The sequence below is a fragment of the Psychrobacter urativorans genome, assembly GCF_904846695.1.
In the GTDB taxonomy this organism is placed as follows: domain Bacteria; phylum Pseudomonadota; class Gammaproteobacteria; order Pseudomonadales; family Moraxellaceae; genus Psychrobacter; species Psychrobacter urativorans.
This window is the reverse complement of the sequence record NZ_CAJHBR010000004.1, coordinates 151378-175198: the sequence shown is the minus strand read 5'-3', so window position 1 is coordinate 175198 and position 23821 is coordinate 151378. Positions and strand designations below refer to the sequence as shown.

Sequence of the window (23821 nt, the reverse complement as noted above, 5' to 3'; positions counted from 1 at the left end):
CAGCGGTAGTTCAGTTGGTTAGAATACCGGCCTGTCACGCCGGGGGTCGCGGGTTCGAGTCCCGTCCGCTGCGCCATATTTAAAACTTAGTTAACTTTTTAAGTTTAAGCAAAGTTTCAACCTCAAGCATTAGATTGTTTGAGGTTTTTTTGTGTTTGCAATTCCTTTCAAAGCCTTTTTTTATAAGGTAAGCACGGTTTTGCTTTGCACTACTAACCTTAAATGTTATAAAAGCTGAGCTTTCACTACCACAGTACCCAACTGAGTTTAGCAACTAAAGTAAGTAGTGATATAATGACCTGATAATCGATATTTTATAAAAGGTTTACATCATGGCTCGTATGGCTAGCGCATTACATATTTTAGTCAAAGACAAAGAACTGGCTGACGACATTATTGCCAAGCTTAAAAAAGGCGCCCAGTTTGATGTGTTGGCTAAAAAACACTCAACCTGCCCCTCCGCTAAAAAAGGCGGCAGCTTAGGTGAGTTTAAACAAGGCCAGATGGTACAGCCATTTGATAAGGTCTGCTTCAGCGGCAAACTTTTCACCCCGCATTTAGTAAAAACCAAATTTGGCTGGCACGTGGTTAAAGTGCTTTACAGAACCTAATGGTTAAAGCCCTCATTGAATAGACCCTTTGTTAGCTTTATTATCAGAACCTTATAGGTTTATTAAAGCTTTATAGACTTTTATAGACCTTAAAGCTAATTTGCAGAATTTAGTGGTCTAGCCTTTTGACTTTAAGAAAACTTTGCCTCAAGTATTCATTTACTTGAGGTTTTTTTTATGCAGGTTTGATTTTGTCTCAACCCTGCTATTTATAAGCTTATTGCTAGTGCTTCTCTAGTGAGTGATGGCAGTTTTGGCTAAACTTTAAGCGTGTTTTAGTATTTAACACTACTTTACTATCAGTCGTATATTGGGGCTTACAAAAGCATCAATACTAAAAATTTAGTCGCCAAGGCTACTAGCGCTCAAGCTGACTCTGATGTGCTCTGTAGCTCTCTAGCCCGACTAACACTATGATCATCGCTAAAAATAGCAAGCTGATGCTAGTTACACCCAATCCTAAGCCACCATTTTTGACAGGTTGAGACAACCAATCTCCCAAAGCGGCGCCTAAAGGCCGAGTTAAGATATAAGCTAACCAAAAGCATAAGACGCTATTGAGTTTTAAGGCGTAAAAGGCAATAGCTATTAGGGCAATGGCCGCAGCAAAAATTAGGGTAGAAGTCTGATAACCCAGTTGCAACCCTTCAGCAAACCAGTCTCCCGCTGCCGTTCCTAAAGCAAAGGTCGCCAATATAGCCACCCAATAGTACCATTCACGCGCTAGACTATCGATATGATGAATCGATAAGGTCCTTTCACGGGCGTACCAAAGTGCGAATACCATAGCTAATATAATACTAAATCCAATCGTAGACACCGCTAATGGGATGCCCATATTATCTGTCATGTTATCGGTGATTAAAGTGCCTAAAATGCTAACAAACACTACAGTAAGCCAGTACTTCCAAGGAATATAGCGATCGGCTCTGAGTTGGACTCTCAGCGCTATAAGGAACATCACAGCCATGATCAATGAAGTAAGGGGCAAGCCAAGCTTATAGTTAAAATTTAGATAATCAGCCGCGGTCTCCCCAACTGTCGTCGACATCATCTTGATCAGCCAAAATATAAAGATAATCTGCGGTACTTTATTCCACATACTATGGGCACAAGAGCCAACGGGGACAGGCGTATGAGATGAAACTAAAGATTGAGTGTTCACAAAACCTCCTTAATAGCGATCATTGACAGTCAGCACCCCAGAATCAGGTATGCTCTAACTGTCAGAATAATCCTTCATAAATTAAGAAGTCGTTAAGGTGCACTAGCAGTTTACAAATAATACTTTAATTTTTACCTATGGCCGTTTCTTTACCGCTAACACCTCTACTGTAGCTGCACAAGCTTCAAGCACTAAAGGTCAGTTCTCTACTATCCAACATGAAGATGGCAAATATCAGTGGGCGATAAATGGTAAGCCTTTGTACTTCTATGCTCTTTGTACTTCTATGCTCTTTGTACTTCTATGCTAACGATACTAAACCTGGCGACAAAAAAGGTGACGGCAAATTTGGAACTTGGAACGTTATTAGTACTAAATAAGCACTAACAAGTTTAGGCTGGTCAAAACCTAAGCACTAGTTGCTTGGGTTTTTTTATAGCAGATAGCTTTCACAAAAGTAAGATTTTAAATGAAGGATAAATAAAATGAAAGGGCCTCTGGGCTTCTAATAATAGTAAAACTCTGTACAAATGACCTTAACTTTGCATTAAAAGTATTATAAGTATGATTAAATATTTTGGATACTATAGAATTAGCCTAACAGCATACGAAGTATAACGGTTAGCAGTTAGCAAAATTGAAGTATGGGGTGCTCTGATAAATGTATTATGGTTGAATAAACGGCTTATCTTTGCAACAGCTATAGAGACTTGTACAAAAATCTTTGCTTAATGAGCACTCAAGGTCAGAATAGAGCCACCTATTAACTCGTAAAACAGAATAATTTAGACGAACAAACAAACTATTAACAGCTAAGTTACTATGACATACCATAGATTAGGCCATAAGGAACACAAAAAGCCGTGCTGTTTTTGATAGGTTTAAAGCAATGTAAAACGTTAGAAAAATCAGGATTTTTTCTTTTATAAATTCTATCCATTTCAGCTTGTTTTAGGCGCTTTAGAGTACGTGAGTCCAGCTTTATTACTTCTGCTGGCTTATCATTAAGAGTTATGGTTTCTTCAAGATCAAACATCTCTCCATTATCACCAAATCTAAAAGTGGCGTTATTAACAGTGGAGAAATCTTCATGAGAATCGGTTAGAAAATCAAGCTGCTGAACCGAATAAACTAGGCTGGCACCTACAGCACCCGCAAAGCTACAAGGGGTTTGTTTGAGTAATTTTTTATTGATTAACGATACTGTGCTGCAAGTGGTATCGCCAGCAACTTCACCGACCATAGCCATTGCACTAATAGACCCTAACATCATAGGCAAAATAATAAGCCATTTCTTAATAGACATTGGAGCAGCTCCCTATTGGTTTTGAAACTATCAAATATGAGTTAGAGTTGTTTGCCAACCACCTCTTCAATGTACAACTGGCCTTCAATAGCATGACGAGGATAGAAGTGAGATAAACTTTGCTAATCCAAATAATCTGACCTTAGAATATAAACATTTTAACGCTATTAAACGATAGTTTATTGTAATGAGGATACTTCCTGACCTACTTAACATCTTCTTAACAAGGTACTTGTTACCTTAGCAAATGAAACCCTCTCCTATTCTATTGAGAAGTCTGTGAATGTCAAAACAACCTATAAATAATCCAAGTATGCCACAAGATAATGCTACAAACCTTAGTAAAACGGCTACTGTAGCTAGTATTAAAAGCCGACTCTATAAGCGTCAAATCCATTTGGCCTACCTGATTATAGCAGTCACCTTGTATTTAGTAGCTAGCGCCAATATTGGTTTCTTTGAGCACGTATTGGCTATTTATCCGTTTGCTGAAAACATTGGTTTTATAGTTTCTCTTACTGGTCTATTGTTTGGGTTAATGTGGTTGCTGTTTCAGCTACTATGCTATCGTCCTACGGCAAAAATAGTGCTCATATTCATGGTGTTAACTGCAGCAGTATGTGGTTATTTTACTGATAACTATGGGACAGTATTTGGTCCTGATATGTTGACCAACAGCTTGCAGACCGATCAAGCAGAAGCTATGGGATTGATGGCACCGAGCTTTGTTATCAGGCTGTTGTTACTAGGTATATTGCCAGCTTTTATTATTAGCAAGGTTCGACTAAAGCGTCACGTTATCGGTCAAGCAATACTACAGAAGACGGCAACTTTGATAGCAGCTATTGCTCTAATTGCGGTGTGCCTGCTGCCTTTTGGTGATCAATACGCCACCTTTTTTCGTCAGCATAAATTAGTACGTAGTTATACTAATCCGATCACCCCTGTTTATTCAGTGATCAAATTAGGTATCGACTATGTCGATGAGTTACGCCGCCCTGACACGATGATACTGCATGCTACTGATGCCAAACGTAGTACAGCGGTCGGTGGTGCAGCCAAACCTAAATTGATGGTGTTCGTGGTCGGTGAAACGGTTCGTGCTGATCACGTTGGTCTCAATGGCTATCAGCGCGATACTATGCCCTTACTTGCCAGCCAGACAGACATTTATAGCTTTAAAGACGCAGCTTCTTGCGGCACTTCCACTGCTTATTCAGTGCCTTGTATGTTTAGCTATGCTAATCGTGAAGACTACGACCCTGATACTGCTGATTATAACGAAAACGTCTTAGACACGCTTAGTAAGCAAGGCGTCAATGTAATTTGGCGTGACAATAACTCCAGCTCCAAAGGGGTAGCAGATCGAGTTACTTTTGAGGACTACAAAACCGCTGAAAAAAACCCTGATTGTGATATTGAGTGTCGTGATATCGGTATGCTCGATGGTTTCGACAAACTAGTTAAATCAGCGGCTAAACCTCAAGATACCCTTATTCTGCTGCATCAAATGGGCAATCATGGGCCTGCTTATTACCAACGTTATCCCAAACAGTTTGAATACTATAAACCTGTATGTATGACTAACGAGCTGTCTAAATGTGATGATCAGTCCGTTATTAACGGTTACGACAATGCTATTCGTTACACTGATTATTTCTTAAATTCTATTATCGATACTCTAAAGCCTTATCAGCAAGACTATCAAGTAGTGATGGTATACATTAGTGATCATGGGGAGAGTTTGGGGGAGAATAATATCTATTTACATGGCATGCCCTACAATATTGCACCAGAGGCACAAAAGAAAGTGCCCGTGATTGTCTGGTCTCCTAAAAACAATAGTATCGATGCTAGCCGCTTAGCTAATATGACCAGCCAGCCAGTATCACATGATTTTATTACTCCAACTTTGCTTAACTTTTTTGGGATTACTACTAAAGAAGTTGATTCGCAGCCAACCTTTTTTAACTCTATTAATTAACTGCTAGTTTTGTTTTGGTTAAGCTTTGTCGAGTCGACGTACTGCTAGAGACTAGTTATCAATCGCATCCTAGTCGTTGATAGATAGCCATTATTAATACTAATGGCTAGTTATTGAGAGTTACTGATAGTTACTGATACTTGTTAACACTTATTAATAGAAAGCTCATGGATAACACGCTGATGCATAAAATACTTATCATTGAAGATAATCCCGATATCGTGGCAAATATCTATGCTTTTTTTGAGCCAAAAGGTTTTGAGCTCGACAATGCTCATAACGGACTGAGCGGATTGGCGCTAGCCGCAAATAATCGTTATGACGTCATCTTGCTGGACGTGATGCTGCCTGGTATGGATGGTACTAAACTGTGCAAAAAGCTCAGAGAAGAGCACCATAACAAGACCCCAGTATTAATGCTGACCGCGCGCGATACTATCTTAGATAAAGTGGCAGGGTTCGATAGTGGAGCTGATGATTATCTAGTCAAACCTTTCTCGCTGGTTGAATTGGAAGCCCGTATCAAAGCCTTAATACGTCGCCATCAAGACGAGCATTTTGGTCATAGTATAGAAGTAGGCAAGCTGTCTCTTAATGCTGCTGAACACAGTCTTAAACGCGAAGGTCAATTGCTAAAACTAACCCCAACAGGGTTTAAGATTATGCATACACTAATGAGTGCTGCGCCGCGAGTGGTCAGCAAGGCCGAGCTTGAAGAGAAGGTATGGGGAGAAGACACGCCGAATAGTGATGCTTTGCGTACCCATTTACATAGTGTACGCGCGCAAGTCGATAAGCCGTTTGCCGTACCAGTGATAGTAACCATAGCTGGTATTGGCTATCAGATCATTGATCCTGATCATGCTTAGACCTCCATAAGTAGCAGCTATCAGCTATCGGCAGCTACTTCCGGTAGCGTCTCGCTAGCTGCTTTAAATCCTCTATAGTGTTTTGAGCTTTTAACTTTTAGCCTTTAAATAAGTCACTGCCATGTTTAACTTAGACTCTATTACTAATAAATTTCGACTATCCTACTTAGTGTTTACGGTTTTTCTGTGTGCGACTTTTATCAGTATTTTCTTGTATGCTGAGACTCGAATGGAGCAGGAGCTAGTAAAAGCGCGTCTCCTGCAACAGTTACAGCTCAGTCAAGAGCAGCATGGCGAACAGAGCATTTATAAAGCCGACCCAGGCATCACCATCTATCAATACCTCGCTGCACCAGAATCGTTACGAAATTTAGCGACCGACACTGTGCAAGAGATAAAGGTAACCGTCGATAATCAAGGGCGTGCCTCTGAGACTAACCTACATTTTTTTACCTATCGACAAAACCAACATGCTTATATTTTGACTTATTTAGAAGACAAAGAAATGGTGATGGAAAACTATCCTGTTTTGGCAATTTTTGAGCACTTAGAAGATATATTTGCCGATGCGTTGAGAGTTGCCGTTATTTTGAGTTTGCTTATTGCGGCGATATTCTCGCACTTATCTGCTAAGCAAATTACTAAGCCACTATTAGATCTGAAGCGGGCAGTAGAAACTGAACATCAAAACTTAACGGAATTGACTCACCTACCCTCAGAGGTTGGCGTATTGGCAAGGGCAATTGATGAGCAGAATAATAAGCTGGCCGAGTATTTAAAACGTGAGCAGCTATTCACCGGCGATGTCAGCCACGAGCTACGCACACCATTAACGATTATCTTAGGCGCCTCAGAAGTGCTGGCATCGCAGTTGGCTGAAGATAGCTATTTGAGTGAATTTACCAATCGTATCAGTAATACTGCCAAAGAAACCTCTGAGATTATCAGTGCCTTACTACTGTTGTCTCGTAATCCTGAACAACTAGATGCGCCACCAACTTCTATTAATAGCATCGCCAATAGCGAAGTGACCCGCCTACAATATTTACTTAAGTATAAACCTGTGACTTGTACAGTCGTTGCAGACCAAGACTACATAGCCGAAGTACGGCCTGAACTGCTAAAAATGGCTTTAGGCAATCTAATAAAAAATGCCTTTCAATACACGGATGAGGGGGAAGTTATAGTGACTATCGATAATAAAAAAATCACTGTGACTGATACTGGTCTAGGTATTCCTGAGAGTATGATGCCGCTGCTATACAAAAGATTTAAACGCTTAGATCATAATAGTAAGCAACCTGCTGAAGGCTCGCTGGTAGAGGAGCATACTAGTAGCAACGTAGAAGGTACCGGTTTGGGACTGAGTATCGTGCAACGTATCATGACTCATATGGGCTGGCAGCTAAGCCATCAAGACCATAAAACTGGCGGCAGTACCTTTATTATTTATTATAAATAACCGCTATCAATTAACTCTCTTACAACGCTGGTGGTTTTAGAAAAACAACTGCTTTACCAAAACTCCCACTCTTAAAAAATGACTGCTTTTCAAACTGATTGCTTTTCAAACTGGCTGTCAAATCTGCTTGCTCAGCGACTAGCACTCCCAGTCACTGATATCACTAGCTTGACTCTACCCATGTGACTTCCGCCCTAATTGCTCGTTGTAGACGAGCATCAAGGTCTTAACGCTTTCTTAATATTCACTGTCTTATACTCAGCAATACTGATTATTAATGATAGTGAAGCCCTTAATATGAGCAAAGATAATCCTATATCTACCCCTGTCAATGTCCAACAGATCAACTGCGACCCGCTAGCTTTAGCAACCGCTATGCCGTTACTCGCAGCCGACAGCTTTGCTAGTCAGGCTAAAGGTAAAACTGGTGTCTCTCGTATTATTAAAGCTGCAGGCTATTCTATTGACGGCTTGCAAGCGGCTTATAAATTTGAGGCGGCTTTTAGGCAAGTGCTTTGGCTCAACGTACTATTGTTTATTGCCCTTATATTCCTGCCTTTGACTATCCCTACAAAAATGCTGCTGTTAATAAGCTGTTTTTTATCTTTGATCGTTGAGCTATTCAATACAGGTATTGAAGCCTGCGTTGACCATACTTCGACAGAGCAACATCCATTGGCCAAGATAGCCAAGGATGTCGGCTCTGCTGCGCAATTTCTAGCCTTGCTACTAATGTTTGTCTTATGGATGCTGGCCTTATCAAGCCTACTCTATTGAGCAATAGTTAGGCATATCGCAAAGGATCAAAGACTGTCGAAAGCTGGCGCAACTAAATGACTGTAATACGAGATATCAATGATCTTAAAAGTTAATTCAACTGACTGGCTTTGGCTCAAACTATTGGGCTTAACTATAATCGCAACTTTAACCTTAGAACACAGCCAATTAGATATTGATATCAGTCAGCTTTTTTATTCTAATGGACACTGGTTGCTGGCAAAGGGCCAACAGCCTTATCTATTTATCTTCTACGACTTTCCTAAAGCGTCACTCATACTGTTTGGGGTCTACTTACTCCTAAGCTTACTCTATAGTTACTGGCGAAACCGGCGTCCTTCTGCTTATGCTGATCCTAATAATGCTAGATCATTGCCTAGCAAAATATTTACGTGGTTACCCCGCCGTGAAATCAGTTATTTACTGCTTGTCATCATCTTAGTCCCTAGCATTATTGGCACTCTCAAAGGCGTCACTCATGTCAGCTGTCCCAACAATCTAACTCTATTCAATGGCGACTTAGCTTATCTAAATATTTGGCAAAACATCCTCGCTAAAACGCCAGCAAAGTGCTTTCCAGCCGCTCATGCCAGCGCCGGATTTGCCTTATATGGCTTGGCATACTTACCTAGCTTGCAGCGCTATCGAAGCAAAATTCTTATCACCGTCACTATTTTAGGCTGGAGTATGGGCTTATATAAAATGAGCATTGGTGATCACTTTTTTAGTCATACCTTAGTATCGATGCTGCTGTCATGGACTTTAGTTTGTGCATTAGCTGTTGGATTTTTTAAAACCAGCTTTAACCAGTTGGTTAACATGACTAATAGCCAGCTTACAAAGTCACAAGCAAAACGATAAAAATATTATAAAATACAGCTACTAAACCCTTGAAAAATAGTATATAAAATGGTTATAAGAACAATTTTTATCATCAATAAATAATAAAGCCTACCTTCAGCAATAAAGTACTTAGTGTATAAAAAATTGATAATGGAATATAGCTATGGTAGGACTATTGGGTAAGCGATTAGCGATGCTGGTAGTGATGCTAACTAGTTTTAGCAATAGTCATGCTGCCAACTATGTCATTGACTCTAATCAAACTAACGTACGCTTCGCTATTGATAATCTCAAAACTTCTGTCACTACTGGCGGCTTTTATAACGTTAAGGGTCAGCTGCAATACGATGCACTATTAAGAACCGGCAGTGTCGCCCTTATTATTCCTATAAAGTCTTTAGATACTGGTAATAAAGCTTTTAATCTAAAGCTCACTAGTGCAGATTTTTTTGATACGCAACGCTTTCCCTCTGCTACTTTTACCTCAACCCAATGGCACTTTAACGATAATAAACTAGGTACACAGGTTACCCAAATTGATGGCAACCTTACCTTGCATGGTGAGACTCATCCTATCAGTCTAAAAGCCACTAAGTTCAACTGTGCTTTGAGCACTACGATTAACAAGGATGTCTGTGCGGGTGGTTTTACCGCCACTATTGACCGCACCAAATGGAATATTAAGAAATACACTTTATTTGGTATTACTAAAGACCTCACTTTAAACATTCAAGTCAAAGCCATCAGACAATAGCTTTATGACAGTAACCACATCAACATCGTAGTACTAGCCAGTTTTATAAGGATATTATGACTGCACTTTCTGCACTCTTGTCAGCAATGCTACTTAGTATAGTATCCAGTGCTGCGCTGGCTGATAGCGCAAGCTCTGTTAGCTCCAGCCTTTATAATACGAGTTTGCTCAATACTAGCCCAGCTATTAGCCTACCTAATGTCAGTCCAGCCAATAGCGATTTGGCAAATCGTGGTGCTTATGTAGCGCGCACTGCTGATTGCATGGCTTGTCATCGCGAAAACTATAGTGGCGGCGTAGCGATCGAAACGCCTATTGGCAATATTTATTCAACCAATATTAGCCCTTCTAAGCTCTATGGCATCGGCAACTATACTGAAGCAGATCTAAAAAAAGCGCTACAAAAAGGCCGTGCGCCTAACCATCAGCTTTATCCAGCTATGCCCTATCCGTCCTATCATGGTATGAGCGACGAAGATATCAAGGCGCTATTCGCTTATTTCCAAACCGTACCGCCTGTAGAAGCCGCCCCTGAAAAAACCACTCATCTACCGTTTCCGCTAAATATCCGCACTTTGATGCTAGCATGGAATCTGATCAACGTGCCCTCTACTGACAATCGCTCAGGGCTCACCGCAACCCAGCAACGTGGAGAATATCTCGTTAATAATGCTGAGCACTGTGGTACTTGTCATACGCCGCGCAATCTTACTCAAGGTTTAAATAAGAAAAAATATCTATCTGGTGCGCCATTAGGTAAGTGGTACGCACCCAATATTACTCCTGATAACGACAGTGGCATCGGGCGCTGGAGCGAGCAAGATATCGTCACTTATCTCCGTACTGGCATGTTGGATAAACGCGCTTATGCGGGTGGACCAATGGCCGAAGCAGTGGCCCATAGCACTCGTTATCTAACCGATGAAGATTTGGCTGCGATGGCCGCTTACCTAAAAGTCGTTCCTGCTATCCAAACCGACGACGACTTGCTACCTGTGAACCTCGCACGCTTGCCAAGTCCCATAAGCCGCTCTATTGGTTATGACTTAATACAACAACAAGACTATTTGGCTCAAACTCTAGCCAACACTGAAGCAAAAATTAATACCGCTAATAGTGCTACTAATAGTGCTACTGATAGTCCTACTGATAGCAGCTCGCCCAAGTCACTATATCTTGCCGCTTGCGCCAGTTGTCATGGCGTCGATGGTTACGCCCAACCCGATGCCCGTTACGCTTCTATCGTCGGTCTTAGTAGACTCCGCCGAGCCAAACCTGATGCTTTGATTAACGTCATCGCTTATGGCGCTAAAGGGGCGCTAAATACCGCTCCAAAAATGCCCGGCTTCGCTAAAGAATTAACTCATGCGCAGATTGCTGATATTACCAATTACGTGCGAGTGAACATAGGTGGTCTGCAAAGCAGTAAGGTTACTGCTGATGAGGTAAAAAAAGTAATGAAATAAGTCAGTATTTGCAGTCATGGACGAATGCTCTATAACAAGGATAAACAATGAACGACCTATTTCAAGCGCCCACACGGCGGCAATTGCTAGCGATGATCGGTAAAACGGCTGGGGCAACCGCAATGTATCAGGCTATGACTACGCTAGGGTTTGCTGCTGAGTCTAGTTTTAAAACCCAGATCGAGCTAAAAGGCGCACCTGCTGGTGCTAGTATCGTCATACTTGGCGCTGGTTTGGCTGGCCTTACCGCTGCTTATGAGCTACGTAAAGCGGGCTATAAAGTAACTGTGCTTGAGTTCCAAAATCGTGGTGGTGGCCGCAGTTGGACGCTCAATAGCGGTGATAAATATACTGAGTTAGGCGGTAGCGAGGTTAGTTGCGACTTTAAAAAGGGCAACTACTTCAATGGCGGACCTTGGCGCCTACCCGTTCACCATTACGCAGTATTTCACTATTGCAAGAAGTTTGGCGTTGCACTACAGCCGTTTATTCAAACTAACGATCGTGCCTACTTACACCGTACCAATCATTTCAATGGCGCACCGCAGCGTCTGGGCGAAGTACAAAGCGATATCCGTGGTTATGTCTCAGAGCTACTATCTAAAGCGGTGAATGTCGGTAGCCTTGATAATGCTGTCAATAAAGAGGATAAAGAAAAGCTGTTAGAAGGTCTAAAAGGCTGGGGGGTTCTGGATAATAATTACCGTTATGTCAAGAGCCACGAAACTAGCAAGCACCGTGGCTATAGTGTCTATCCGGGTGGTGGTCTGATGCCAGATGCTCAGCCATCGACACCCATACCTAGAGACAAGTTACTGAATTCAGGAATGTGGGCCGATATTTATAATAATTATACCGTCCAAGTCCATCAACCAGCGATGTTTCAGCCAGTCGGTGGTATGGGGAAAATCGGTGATGCTTTCACTCGTGAATGTGGTGATATGATCGAGTTCAATGCAAAAGTCACCAAAATCGAGCAGGATGATAGCGGTGTCAGCGTCGATTATGTCGATAGCAATAATCTTGATGGACTGTCAAAAACCGTACGTGCCGATTGGTGTATTTGTACCATTCCATTGTCAGTGTTAACCCAAATAGACATCAATGTTTCAGCACCGATGAAACAAGCTATGGCAGCCGTGCCTTATGACACCTCCTATAAAGTAGGCTTAGAATTTAAACGTCGATTTTGGGAAGAGGACGAGTGGATTTATGGTGGTATCAGCTATACCGATATGCCCATTACCCAGATATCTTATCCTTCACAAGATATGTTTACTACTGGCTCAGGAGTGCTACTAGGTGCTTATGGATTTGGTGAGGCGTCTTATAAATTTAATACTCTCAATCCTAAACAGCGCATCGACGCAGCACTGCAATATGGCAAATACATTCATCCACAATATCCCAAAGAGTTCCGCTCTGGTACTTCAGTAGCTTGGCATCGTATCCCATGGGTACTCGGCTGTTATGGTATTTGGAGTGAGTCAAGTCGTGATCAGTATTACAATACTTTGTGTGCTATCGATCATCGTATCGTTTTGGCAGGCGAGCATTGCTCGCATATTCCGGCTTGGCAGGAAGGGGCGATACTATCTGGTATGGATGCTGCCACCCGTTTGCATCAACGCGCAAAAAGTATTGGCTAGTAGTCAGTAGTAGCCTTTAGCTAAAAACTGACAGCTTAATAGCAGTAACGTTAAAAACCGTTGATTTAAAAACAATCAAACTGCAAAGCTGTTGAGACAAAAAGATATTGAGCTAAAAAGCCATATTGACGCAATAATAGAGGCCTTAGAAGGGGAGATAGAGATGATAAAACCAAACTTGCTTGCTACATCTATAATAATAGTAGGGTTAGGTGTCACCACCTTATCGGGCTGTAGTCGCTATAGCAAAGACCAAGCCGCTGCTAGCACTGCTACCCTAGCCGATCTACAAGCTGCGCAAGTGAGGTTTGATAATCAAGCCAGTCGTAATAATGGAGCCTGGGGCGCAGTCTATAGCTCTAAAGAAGAGCTCAGAGAGCCAAGGGGCAATATTGTCGATGTCAGCTCGCTACCGACAATGGCAGAAGATGTTGACTTGCAACCTTGGTTAATCAAATTCGAAGGCAGCTTACAGGGCAAAACTGGGTTTTTTAGTACGGATGGTAAAAAGCTCTATAATGATTCTTGTGCAGGCTGTCACATGGCTGATGGCAAAGGGGCACAAGGGGCGGGCTACTACCCACCGCTAGCTAACAACAGCAAAATGCTATCAAAATACTATATTATCAGTGTAGTCATTAATGGCCTACGTGGTATGCCCTCCTTTCACAGCATGATGAATGATCAGCAAATAGCAGCGGTTACTCAGTATGTGCATAGCGATCTAAATGGCTTTACTGATACTGTCACTGCTGCTGATGTCGCCCAGCTACGTCATGAGTTCCCGCCGGGCGCTGATCCAAGCGAATAATAGTAATAGAGTATGTTGAACCTTCGACCACAAAACTGACACCTTTTTAGCAGAGACTATTGTTAGGCGCTGATTTTATAACAGTAGTCAGTTAAAACTCTCTAGACGAGTCTTATAAGGGAATAGTTGTCATAAAGTAGCGGCAAAAAAGTCCTGTTCTTATTGTTATCTGTTGGCCTATTGGCCTGTTAGATTGATGCTAATATCACTCTATCCGTTATAAAACCTAGCCCAAGCATCTGCATCCAATTTTTACTTAGACTAAAGTAATTTTAGCTATCAGCAGTGTCTACTTGTAAGGGGTCAACATGCTGTAATTAAAAAATAGCTACATTTGGTTATAGCGCTTTATTATCGTCCTAACAAGGCTAGGGTTCTCTTATCATATGACCCGGCAAAGAACTGCTGCAACAGCTGCTCAAAAACCGAGCCTTTACTAGCGGCTAAAGCAAATAGCGTTAATGAAGAATGCAACTTCAAGTTATCAGGACTACCAAAAATTTCTAAAGCGCTTTTATCAGAATGCGTTAATAACAGCTCAGCACACTGCAATAATCGCCCACTAAGTACTTCATGCTGCAAGTAGGCTTGTGCTTGCGCTAGGCTGTCTAAAGCAAAACGTCTAGCCATAGCACTATGACCTAATCCTAAAAGCTGCGGAAAAACAAACCACATCCAATGCGAACGTTTGCGACCTTGGGTTAGTTCTGCTATGACTTGTGGGTAAACACCATCTTGTGCTTGCACAAAGTCATCAAATAGAGTGTTATTCATAAAGTAATCCTATATATATTTCACTGCAAATATTTAAATTATTTCAATACATATGACGATCAAATTGTTAACATTATAGCCGAGGCTTCATTGCTGCTAATTAAGGCTAGCATAGCGTGATCGATACGCTATAACCTCCTTACTAAGTCTGTTAACCTCACTATAGAGTAAATAATACTAAGCTTTTAACTCGAGCGCCAACCAAGGAAGGAATAAATATGAAAAGAGCTTTATTATCATTAGCTATCGGCTGTGTTGCCTGCAGCACGTTTAGTGCTAACGCTACTATCAATGTCGATAAAGAGGCCAAAAAAGTAGAAAAAAAAGTCATTGAATGGCGTCGTGATTTACATTCAAATCCCGAACTCAGTAATAGAGAAACTCGTACTGCGGCCATTGTTGCCAAACACCTGAAATCCCTGGGGATGGAAGTTGAAACCGGCATAGCCTACACTGGGGTTGTAGGTATCTTGAAAGGGTCAAAACCAGGACCTACCGTAATGCTTCGGGCCGATATGGATGCACTACCTGTTACCGAAAAAACAGATGTGTCTTTTAAATCAACCAAAACGGCTATCTATCAAGGATCAGAGGTAGGCGTGATGCATGCCTGCGGACATGATACTCACGTGGCTATGCTAATGGGGGCCGCTGAAGTACTAGCAGGGGTAAAAAACGAGTTGCATGGCAACATTATGTTTGTGTTTCAGCCAGCTGAAGAAGGTGCTCCAGAAGGAGAACAAGGCGGCGCTGAGCTAATGTTAAAACAAGGCATATTCAAAAAATATCAGCCAGACGTTGCCTTTGGACTGCATATTATGTCGAGCCTAAACAGCGGTCAAATTGGTTATCGCAGTGGTCCTATCATGGCTAGTGTAGACACTTTTGAGATCACAGTGAATGGTAAGCAAACTCATGGCTCAGCACCTTGGGGCGGGGTTGATCCTATTGCCGCAGCAGCGCAAATTGTGACTGGCATGAACCATATCGTCAGCCGTCAAATTGATATCACTAAAGAGCCTGCTATTGTCTCGTTCGGTAAAATACAAGGCGGCGTACGCGATAATATCATTCCTGATAAAGTTGACATGATAGGCACTATTCGTAATTTTGATATGGATAATCGCCAACAGATATTTGAAAAAATTAAAACCACCGCGACTTATATAGCAAAATCTTCAGGTGCAGAAGCAGACGTTAAAATCATCGAGGGTTATCCAGTCACTATCAACAATCCAGAGTTAACGACTAAAATGTTACCTACCTTACAAAACGTAGCCGGTAAAAATAACGTCATTGAAGTCTCTAAATTAACAGGTTCTGAAGATTTCTCATTTTATGCCAACGAAGTCCCTGGTTTGTTTGTATTTTTAGGGGGAACACCAGTGGGACAAGATGCTAGCAAAGCACCTACTAACCACTCTCCTTACTTTTATGCCGATGAATCCTCATTTAAGGTGGGTACTAAAGCTCTTAGCCAATTAGCGGTAGACTATCTGGCAATGAAAAAGTAACCCTTAACCGCTGAGTTAAAACTTTAGGCTGAACTAACTTTATCTTAGGAAGACGAGTGTTAGGATCAGCTAAACAATTATAAAAAGTCAGATACTTATGGTGTCTGGCTTTTTTATATTTTGCTGTTGGTTGTTTATTGTAGAGACTGAAAGGGTCGGTACAGCTGTACCGTCTTCTAAAGTAGCCCCAGAGCTGACACCCTCATCTACTGCCTCTGATCGATTGGGCGGTAAGCTCAAGCCATAATCCGTTGCCATAAAAAGCCGATCATCAATAACCAGAGTAAAATCAAAAGCCATACAAATATATGACTCAATAGCAGGCTACATAATAAATCTCCTATTAAAAGACGGTCCTATATCCGTTAAAATAGTAATTATGACCTTTGATGCCCATCCAGTTAACCAAGACTTGGTTAATACAAACTTAGTAATGCCAATTCAGCGTAAGATTATCCATCTTGATATGGATGCTTTTTACGCTAGCGTCGAACAACGCGATTTTCCTGAGCTGCGTGGTAAGCCATTAGTAGTAGGCGGCGATCCTAAAGGACGTGGTGTAGTTGCAGCCGCTAGTTATGAAGTGCGTAAATTTGGCGTACGCTCAGCGATGTCTTGTTATGAGGCACGTAAGCGCTGTCCTGAAGTACTATTTGTGCGTCCACGTTTTGAAGTTTATCGTGCAGTTAGTGCTGATATCCGAGCGATTATGCATAGCCTTACCCCGTTAGTAGAGCCTCTATCTTTGGATGAAGCTTATATCGATGTCACTGGGCTACAAGTCCATCACGGCTCAGCGACTCTAATGGCCAATTGGTTACGAGCGCAGATACTACAGCATACTGGGCTCACCGCCTCGGCTGGGGTATCTTTTAATAAGATGCTAGCTAAGATCGCTTCTGATATTAATAAGCCTAATGGCACGGCAATCATTACCCCTAGCGACGCTGATGCCTTTATTAGTTCGCTACCAATCGAGCGCTTCCATGGTATTGGCAAAGCTACCGCTAAGCGTTTACATGCGATGAATATCAGTACCGGAGCCGATCTACGCCATGCGTCAGCGGTAATGTTGGTTAATGAATTTGGCAAGCGTGGCCAGTTTTATCATGATATCGCTCATGGTCGCGACGAGCGTCCAGTTAAGGCTGAACGTCAGCACAAATCAGTTGGTTCTGAGACTACCTTTCAAGATAATCTACGCCTTGATGAAGCCCTGCTAGTACAGATTTATGAGCAAAACGCTGATGCTTATATCCAAATGCATAATAAACAGCTCATTGCCTACACTATCACCCTTAAGATTAAATATGCTGACTTCAGTCAAATAACCCGCTCGCATACTTTATCAACAGCGTTTGATAGTGCTGAGTCTGCTCACTATTGGCTCAACAAACTGTTTGCTGATATCCCACGTGACTTGCCTATTCGCTTAGTAGGGGTTACTTATTCATCGTTAGCTCCAGCGACGCAGACCTTAGCGCAATTGGATTTATTCGAATAGCGCCTTGCTATTGCAACTGACTAATTTATAGCTTGTATAATTCTACTTAGGCTATTTTAATAGTAGCATTCTGGTCATAGGAAGATCATGCCTACTGCAACACTGCAACTGGTTGTAGATTAAGCACTGATTAAAACCGTTAAAATCAGCCAGCCAATGCCGACAAGTAAAGGCAGATATAGTTAGATAAATAGCCTGCGTAATCTACTCCCTTTGCTGGTGCTTTCTGCTACAATTACGCCAAAATACTCCTCTACTTACTGACTCTTATGACTGCTTCTAACTCTGTAACTTCTGATCCCAAAACCTGTGCTAACAATCCTGATTCAGCTCCTCTAGACTACTTAAGTGTGGCTGATTATGATTATGAGCTGCCGGATAGCTTAATCGCCCGCTACCCCCTAGCCCAGCGCTCAGCTTCTAAGTTGCTGTACTTGCCAGCCACTACTGACGCTCACATACAGATAGAAGACCATCTGTTTACTGAGCTGGCCTCACTATTGAATGCTGGCGACTTAATAGTATTTAATGATACCAAAGTGATGAAAGCAAGGCTGTTCGGTAGTAAAGATACTGGCGGTAAGGTAGAAGTGTTGATCGAGCGTTTATTGGATAGCGTTGCTATTGAAAAGCTGTTAGAAAGCACTATCGCTGATGCAGATAAACCGGTAGAAACACCGCAGTATGTCGCACTTTGCCATGTCAAAGCCAGCAAAGCGCCAAAACTAGGTCAGAGCTTATCTTTAGCTGATGATCAGATGCAATGCATTATGCTCGGACGTCAAGAGAACCTATTTATCTTGGCTTTTGCCGCGCCTATTTTGCCAGACTTAGAAAGCTACGGAGAGCTACCGATACCGCCGTACTTTGAGCGCCATGCTGACGAAACTGACAATACTCGTTATCAGACTGTGTTTCATGACCCAGCCAAGCTTGCTAGCGTCGCTGCTCCTACTGCCAGTTTACATTTTGATCAAGAAGTACTATCTATGCTCAGCGACAAAGGCATTAATACTGCTTTTGTCACCCTACATGTCGGGGCTGGTACTTTTGCGCCGGTCAAAACTGACAATCTGCTTAACCATACTATGCATAGCGAGTATGCCTATCTGCCGCAAGATACCGCAGCGCTGATCAATCAAACTCATGCTAATGGCAAGCAAGTTATCGCCATTGGAACTACGGTAGCTCGGGTTCTCGAAAGCGCTTATCAGCAGACTACACAGAATGGCGGGGCGCTAGCTAGCTGGTCAGGAGATACTGACATATTTATTTATCCAGGCTTCCGTTTTGGGGTAATTGATCGCTTGCTGACTAACTTCCATTTACCCAAATCGACTTTGCTAATGTTAGTCGCCGCTTTTTCTGGCAAAGCCGCTATAGAACAAGCCTACCAACATGCTATCGAGCATCAATATCGCTTCTTTAGTTATGGTGATGCCATGTTACTGGACAAAAAACGGTAAATATTAGTTATTAAATAAATATTATTAGCCAAACATAAGCAAATAAAACCATAAACAGGGCAACAAGAATTAGTAAAAAAGTATTGCACCCTTTGAATAATAAGCTTAATCCCTAGTTGCTATATATAAATATAGTTGCTTTATATAAATTATGCAAAGTAGCTACACTAGGTTTTAACCAGATAAAAGTCAGCTTTTGTTGTCATAGTAATGATAATAGCTTACTATTGATAATTACTTATAGTCATTACTTATATTCCGTACTTAAAGTCATTATCACTTATTATAAAAGGGTTAAGCATGTCTTGGCATTTACCTCAGCGCTTAACCAATATCCATTTAACGGCTGTACATAAAACGCTAGCGACCGGGTTGCTCTACTCCATTAGCGCTACGCTATCGTTAGCTACAGCGCAAGCGGCGACTATAGGCAAGATCGTAGTCACCTCTGAGCAGCATCAACCTCTAGTAGCTATTATTTCAGTTACTGATATCCACACCGAAGACTTTTCTGCTAGTTTGGCAAATCCCGTGGTTTATCAACAACTGGGGCTCATCCCAACGGACTCCATGTCTGTACACTTTGTCACCACTTCTGCTGATGCGGGTACCATGGTGATTAGCACCACGCAGCCTGTCTCTAAGCCGTTTGCTGATGTAGTGTTGTCTATCAATGAGAAAGGCCAACGCAATATCATACCTAAGACCTTACTGATGCCATTGCATAAAAGCGTAGCGATTAGGCAACCTAACCAAGCCACAGCCACAGCACAAAAGACTAATCTATCTGTAGTTAGTGATCATACAGCGCAAACCTTAGCTGTCAAACGGGGAGCACCGCCGCCTTTATTCGCTTCGTCCAGCCCCTCAGTAGCTAGCTCTGCGATGGCTAATGCGCAAATACTGGCCATAGCTATGCCCAGCACTAAAATACCTAGCGCTAGTACTGCCAATGTCAGTAACGGTTCCGCTACGGCTGTGCCAAAAGATATAGCGCCTGATAACCAAACAATTACTATAAGCTATGATGTGCAACGTAATGATAGCTTATGGAGCATCGCTAAAAAGATCGCTGTGCAAAACAATATCGACGTACAAGCAGTGATGAAGAAAATCCAACATCAAAACCCTGATGCTTTTATAGCGCAAGATGCCAATCGTCTAAGAGCCGATGCACAATTGCAGCTTCCCAATTACCAAACTCGCCCATCGCAAAAAAGCCTGCCAGTAGCTATCGCCGCACACAGAGCACACTATCGCGTTAAACCTTTAGCAGATGACCCTATCAATAAAGCTGAACAGGCGGTGGCTACAGAAAAAGCTATAGCAATCCCTACTAAGCTCACGGTTACGAAGTCGACAGCTGGTAATGATACTGAGTCTGATAGTACTGAGTCTAAAGCTCAGAGTGCAGCTGTCAGTACTGTCAGTATCGACATCTTAGCGACACTCAAGCAATCGAAGCAAAGCAAAGTGGCTCAAGACCAAGAGGTACAAGCGGCTAACCATACTCTTATTGGCTATAGGCAAAAGCTATAATTACAAAAACCAGCTGAGGTTAAAGCTGATCTTAAAAAGTTAAGTAATCAATAATTGCCTAGCTACTCAGTATTTTCTGCTATAAAAAGCGCTCGTAAGCTTGGGAGTATTCATGGATAACATGCTATATATCGTTGCAGGATTGGCTATCGTCTTGTTGTTAGTGCTGTTAGTCAAACGCAGAAATAGCGCTCAACAACCTTTAATGATGAATAAAAAACCTGAGTCCTCCCGATCTAATTCAACGGTATATCGTTCTACGGTTAGCAAAAACAATCTCGATAACTGTTCTGGTGAGGCAACTAAGTTTGATAGCGTCACTATCGCTCAACGTTTTATCGATCAGCAACGTTATGATAAAGCTATTGAGGCCCTACAGCGTGGCTTAGCCAAAAAACCTAATGACGGTCCGTTATTATTGAAGTTATTAGATATCTATGTAGTCACCAACCAACGTGATGACTTCTATCGAATTTATAATACTATCCAGACCGATAATGATCAGACAATTATTGAACAAGCGCAGCAACTGCAAGACTTAATGGCGGGACAGCAACCGAACTTAGAAGAAAGTGATGCTTTGTTAACTATGAGTTTAGTTACTGATGATACTAGCGCTGCTGCATCTCATAGCCGATCCAAGCCGCTTATTGCTACCTCAGATACTGCTAGTACCTTTGAGCAAGATGACTATTTATTAGATTTGCATTCCTTACCCTCAGTAACTGATACTCAGCCTGCTAGTATAGCTGTTGATCCTAAGCAATATGGGCAAGAATGCGCCAGCTTTGATCTGTTATTGGCTGATTTAGAAGCTGCTGATCTAACCGCTACCCCTTTCACTGATACCCCTTTTACTGATACCCCTTTTACTGGCAATAGCGCTAAGCCCCCTATTGCCTCAATAGTCTCTGCTGATGCTATTAACCTAACTGCTACTAATAGCGCCAGCAATATCGACGATGACTTTAGCCTTAGTTTTGATAACGGTTCTGATGATATGTCTGACGATGTAGCTGACCCTGATACTAGTGCGTTGACAGCAGAATGCTCTGAGCCTTTAATTGATGATCAGTCTACTCAGCAAACCTTAAGCGCTGATAGCTTACTAGCTGACACTATTAGGGCTAATAGCGCAGTTGACCAGCTCAGTTTTAATCAAAGCTTTGAGAAAGAGGTTAACAAAGGTCTTGAAGACCGTTTTGATGGTAGCTTTGATGATAGCAATAATGATAATGATGATTTTGTTATGGATTTAGCAGATCTTAGTATTGAGCCTAAGATAGACAGCACTATAGATAGTCTTAGTGCTAATGAGCTTGCTTCTGCACAAGCACACAGACAAGATTTTGTATTTAGTTTAGAGGATAGTGCGATTGGTATTGATGCTGCTGCGTTTGTAGATAATGCTACTGATGGCTTTGATACCGATATTGATATTGATATTGATATTGATACTGATACTGATACTGATACTGATACTGACTTTGATATTGAGTTAACTGCTGCTGATGTAGCAAATACAGCTGACAGTCCAACTAACGATAATTTATTTGATTTTGCATCTTCAGATGATGCTGATGCTGATGATATGGCTATAGCTGACCTTACAGACTCTTCAAGCAGTACCCCCGCTTCTGAGTCCACCGTAACTGATGTTGCTGATAAGTCATCTGTAGAAGAGGATTGGCTGCTTACTGATGATTTCGTTAACAGAGTTGCCAGTAGTGCTGAACCAGTTACTATCTCTACTCGTGCAGCCACAGAGCTATCGTCAGTAGAGATAGCAACCGATAGTAGCGAGCAGACCCCTGTTGAGTTTGACTCACCATTTTCAGCAGATTTTAACTTTGTGAAGTCGTTAGACAGCTATCAAGTCATTTTAGATTTGGCATATCAGTATTTACAGCTAGGAGAGAATGATAGTGCTAAACGCTTGCTTACTGAAGTAGTCGATCAAGGTAGTAGCGAGCAGCAGCAACAAGCGCAAGCTTTATTAGCTCAGATCACTTAAACGGCTAGTTTGTTTTTTTAATCCTCGTTATATTGTTTGAAACAATCTCTAGCTAAAAATAGCAGCGGCTGACCTAGCAATTTTTTGGTCAGCCGCTGCTATTTAGCATTTTATACTAGCGTTTTCCCTATATCATCTTTATCATCTTTATTACTTCTATCCATTATTTATAGCGATACTCTTATGTCCCTATCCGCTCCATCCGTTACTGTCATCGAAGCTAATACTAAACCAGTACAGCTGATTTATGCTGGTGGTACTTTTGGTAGTTATGGTCGCCCGTTAGCACCACTAGCAGCTGATGAGTTTTTGCCTGCCCTCCAATCCTTATTGGCGGCCCCCGAGCAAGTGAATTTTTTGCCTACTATCTCTTGGTTAGACAACAGCTTAATCAAGGATAGTAGTCAGCTGACACCCAATGACTTTGTGCACTTTTATCAGCTATTATTAGCCGCTTATGCCCAAGGATCACGCCGTTTTATCTTAATTACTGGTACTGACACTTTAAGCTATTTAGGAGCTTTTTTAGCGGAAGCTTTTGCAGGCTCGGATATCTGTATCGTAGTTACCGGTAGCATGCGACCCTTACTTAATAGCGAAGTGTTAAACAGTTATCAAGTCGATGAGAACGGTGATGCTTGGGACAATCTAACAGAGTCATTAAGACTGGCTAGTGCTGGCGAATCAGGGGTGAAAATAAGCTTCGGTGGTGAATCATGGCCAGCACAAACGGTACAAAAGATTCACAGCCAAGATTTTATGGCATTTACGGGTCACACGCGAGCGGCCTATCCTGCTAACAGCTATATCAAATGGCTGGCAGATACCCGACGTCAACACTGGCTCGATGATCAGCAGTTGCTCAAGGTCGATATCGAAGGTCGTGCTCAACAGGCGCGCATTCATGCACTATATTGCTTACCTAACGATACTTCAGTGCTGGCCAATCAACTACAAGCGTTATTGAGTGAGCTGCCTTGTGGTATTATTTTATTAGGCTTTGGGGCTGGTAATGTCCCTTATTCACCCGCACTTGCCAGCGCTCTACAAGCCGCTTATGAGCAAGGTCATATGGTCATTTGTGCTAGCCAATGTCCATTCGGTGGGGTTAGCGACAGTTATGCGGCTGGCAGCTGGCAGTATGACTATCAAGTGATTGCTGGTGGGCGCTTAACTATTGCTGCTATTTATGCGCGTTTATTATGGTTACTGCTCCGCTATGATAGTCCAGCACGACGACGCCAACGCTGGACTTACGATGTCAATCAGACTAGCACTGCTATAAAAAAACGCTAATTTCTATTGCTTAAAGA

The 23821-nt window shown here is 42.0% G+C and carries 22 protein-coding genes; 18 read left to right on the top strand and 4 right to left on the bottom strand.

Annotated elements, in window-relative coordinates:
* Window positions 1–332: 332 nt before the first annotated feature.
* Window positions 333–611 (top strand): peptidylprolyl isomerase, encoded by a 279-nt coding sequence (locus JMY09_RS05120; protein ID WP_201622512.1) that lies wholly within the window; start codon window positions 333–335, stop codon window positions 609–611.
* Window positions 612–969: 358 nt separating this feature from the next.
* Here the strand turns inward: JMY09_RS05120 and JMY09_RS05115 are convergent, their stop codons facing one another.
* Window positions 970–1776, bottom strand: coding sequence for a COG4705 family protein (locus tag JMY09_RS05115; RefSeq protein ID WP_265088000.1), 807 nt, complete (start codon window positions 1774–1776; stop codon window positions 970–972).
* A gap of 127 nt (window positions 1777–1903) precedes the next feature.
* On the opposite strand from JMY09_RS05115, the gene JMY09_RS14800 reads away from it, so the two are divergent.
* Together JMY09_RS14800 and JMY09_RS14680 are read left to right on the top strand one after the other, a co-directional pair.
* Complete coding sequence (locus tag JMY09_RS14800) at window positions 1904–2086, top strand: COG4315 family predicted lipoprotein (protein WP_201622529.1); 183 nt, start codon at window positions 1904–1906, stop codon at window positions 2084–2086.
* Window positions 2025–2156 carry a COG4315 family predicted lipoprotein gene (locus tag JMY09_RS14680; protein WP_320157828.1) on the top strand — a complete coding sequence of 44 codons (132 nt, stop codon included), beginning with the start codon at window positions 2025–2027 and terminating at the stop codon, window positions 2154–2156. Before JMY09_RS14800 ends, JMY09_RS14680 begins: the two co-directional genes overlap by 62 nt.
* A gap of 440 nt (window positions 2157–2596) precedes the next feature.
* Here JMY09_RS14680 and JMY09_RS05100 read toward each other — a convergent pair whose 3' ends face one another.
* Entirely contained in the window at window positions 2597–3082 is a 486-nt protein-coding gene (locus JMY09_RS05100; RefSeq protein WP_201622510.1) for a hypothetical protein, read from the bottom strand.
* A 283-nt stretch (window positions 3083–3365) separates the two neighbouring features.
* Here JMY09_RS05100 and JMY09_RS05095 point away from each other — a divergent pair, with 283 nt between their 5' ends.
* The 9 genes from JMY09_RS05095 (at window position 3366) to JMY09_RS05055 (ending at window position 13697) form a co-directional block, all read left to right on the top strand.
* Window positions 3366–5066 carry a phosphoethanolamine transferase gene (locus JMY09_RS05095; RefSeq protein WP_201622509.1) on the top strand — a complete coding sequence of 567 codons (1701 nt, stop codon included), beginning with the start codon at window positions 3366–3368 and terminating at the stop codon, window positions 5064–5066.
* 182 nt (window positions 5067–5248) lie between these two features.
* Window positions 5249–5935, top strand: coding sequence for a response regulator transcription factor (locus JMY09_RS05090; RefSeq protein ID WP_201622528.1), 687 nt, complete (start codon window positions 5249–5251; stop codon window positions 5933–5935).
* 121 nt (window positions 5936–6056) lie between these two features.
* Window positions 6057–7397, top strand: coding sequence for a sensor histidine kinase (locus JMY09_RS05085; RefSeq protein ID WP_201622508.1), 1341 nt, complete (start codon window positions 6057–6059; stop codon window positions 7395–7397).
* A 375-nt stretch (window positions 7398–7772) separates the two neighbouring features.
* Entirely contained in the window at window positions 7773–8174 is a 402-nt protein-coding gene (locus tag JMY09_RS05080; RefSeq protein ID WP_227677176.1) for a diacylglycerol kinase, read from the top strand.
* A gap of 78 nt (window positions 8175–8252) precedes the next feature.
* Window positions 8253–9035 (top strand): PAP2 family lipid A phosphatase, encoded by a 783-nt coding sequence (locus tag JMY09_RS05075; protein ID WP_201622506.1) that lies wholly within the window; start codon window positions 8253–8255, stop codon window positions 9033–9035.
* A 145-nt stretch (window positions 9036–9180) separates the two neighbouring features.
* A complete protein-coding gene (locus tag JMY09_RS05070) occupies window positions 9181–9771 on the top strand; it encodes a YceI family protein (RefSeq protein WP_201622505.1) in 591 nt (196 codons plus the stop codon).
* Between the two features lie 56 nt (window positions 9772–9827).
* Entirely contained in the window at window positions 9828–11237 is a 1410-nt protein-coding gene (locus JMY09_RS05065) for a cytochrome c (RefSeq protein WP_201622504.1), read from the top strand.
* Between the two features lie 47 nt (window positions 11238–11284).
* Complete coding sequence (locus JMY09_RS05060) at window positions 11285–12886, top strand: flavin monoamine oxidase family protein (protein ID WP_201622503.1); 1602 nt, start codon at window positions 11285–11287, stop codon at window positions 12884–12886.
* Between the two features lie 157 nt (window positions 12887–13043).
* Window positions 13044–13697 carry a c-type cytochrome gene (locus JMY09_RS05055; protein ID WP_201622527.1) on the top strand — a complete coding sequence of 218 codons (654 nt, stop codon included), beginning with the start codon at window positions 13044–13046 and terminating at the stop codon, window positions 13695–13697.
* 351 nt (window positions 13698–14048) lie between these two features.
* Here JMY09_RS05055 and JMY09_RS05050 read toward each other — a convergent pair whose 3' ends face one another.
* Complete coding sequence (locus JMY09_RS05050) at window positions 14049–14471, bottom strand: DUF1810 domain-containing protein (RefSeq protein ID WP_201622502.1); 423 nt, start codon at window positions 14469–14471, stop codon at window positions 14049–14051.
* 218 nt (window positions 14472–14689) lie between these two features.
* On the opposite strand from JMY09_RS05050, the gene JMY09_RS05045 reads away from it, so the two are divergent.
* On the top strand, window positions 14690–15985 hold the full coding sequence (locus tag JMY09_RS05045) for a M20 family metallopeptidase (protein WP_201622501.1): 1296 nt from the start codon (window positions 14690–14692) through the stop codon (window positions 15983–15985).
* Window positions 15986–16072: 87 nt separating this feature from the next.
* Here the strand turns inward: JMY09_RS05045 and JMY09_RS05040 are convergent, their stop codons facing one another.
* The gene (locus tag JMY09_RS05040; RefSeq protein ID WP_201622500.1) at window positions 16073–16243 is read right to left on the bottom strand and encodes a hypothetical protein; all 171 of its coding nucleotides are present in this window, start codon (window positions 16241–16243) and stop codon (window positions 16073–16075) included.
* A gap of 121 nt (window positions 16244–16364) precedes the next feature.
* Here JMY09_RS05040 and dinB point away from each other — a divergent pair, with 121 nt between their 5' ends.
* From dinB to JMY09_RS05015, 5 genes are all read left to right on the top strand, one after another.
* Window positions 16365–17489 carry a DNA polymerase IV gene (gene dinB / locus JMY09_RS05035; protein WP_201622499.1) on the top strand — a complete coding sequence of 375 codons (1125 nt, stop codon included), beginning with the start codon at window positions 16365–16367 and terminating at the stop codon, window positions 17487–17489.
* Between the two features lie 269 nt (window positions 17490–17758).
* Window positions 17759–18955, top strand: a complete 1197-nt coding sequence (gene queA / locus JMY09_RS05030) for a tRNA preQ1(34) S-adenosylmethionine ribosyltransferase-isomerase QueA (protein ID WP_201622498.1) — start codon at window positions 17759–17761, stop codon at window positions 18953–18955.
* Window positions 18956–19255: 300 nt separating this feature from the next.
* Window positions 19256–20494, top strand: a complete 1239-nt coding sequence (locus JMY09_RS05025; protein ID WP_201622497.1) for a type IV pilus assembly protein FimV — start codon at window positions 19256–19258, stop codon at window positions 20492–20494.
* 112 nt (window positions 20495–20606) lie between these two features.
* The gene (locus tag JMY09_RS05020) at window positions 20607–22508 is read left to right on the top strand and encodes a FimV/HubP family polar landmark protein (RefSeq protein WP_201622496.1); all 1902 of its coding nucleotides are present in this window, start codon (window positions 20607–20609) and stop codon (window positions 22506–22508) included.
* Window positions 22509–22691: 183 nt separating this feature from the next.
* Entirely contained in the window at window positions 22692–23804 is a 1113-nt protein-coding gene (locus JMY09_RS05015; protein WP_201622495.1) for an asparaginase, read from the top strand.
* The last annotated feature ends 17 nt before the right edge of the window (window positions 23805–23821 follow it).